Origin of the sequence: uncultured Polaribacter sp., from assembly GCF_947503855.1 — a bacterium.
In the GTDB taxonomy this organism is placed as follows: domain Bacteria; phylum Bacteroidota; class Bacteroidia; order Flavobacteriales; family Flavobacteriaceae; genus Polaribacter.
Genome location: NZ_CANNFF010000040.1, coordinates 1 through 244 on the forward strand (window position 1 = coordinate 1; position 244 = coordinate 244).

1 protein-coding gene is annotated in these 244 nt (G+C 42.2%); it reads left to right on the plus strand.

What is annotated here, in order from left to right:
• A partial coding sequence (locus tag Q0662_RS11960; protein WP_298950182.1) for a hypothetical protein occupies window positions 1–244 on the plus strand: 244 nt, incomplete at both ends.

Here is a 244-nt window from a genome sequence, read left to right on the forward strand (position 1 = left end):
GTTCTAGAAACAACCAATGGAACTCAAGATGTGTGGGATATAGACAATGGAGGTACTACTACCGGCTTTAACTTAGGGTATCCTTATTTTAATTACCAAGTTGCAGGTACCCAGGCGGTGCTTCCTGTTATTGTGACACCTAATAACGCGTTTAGCACTAGTCAAAAAGAATCTAGGCGTACCATCACGGCACTATCTCCTGTGGGTGGAAATTCTGTTTTTACAGCGACTTCAAACAATACAG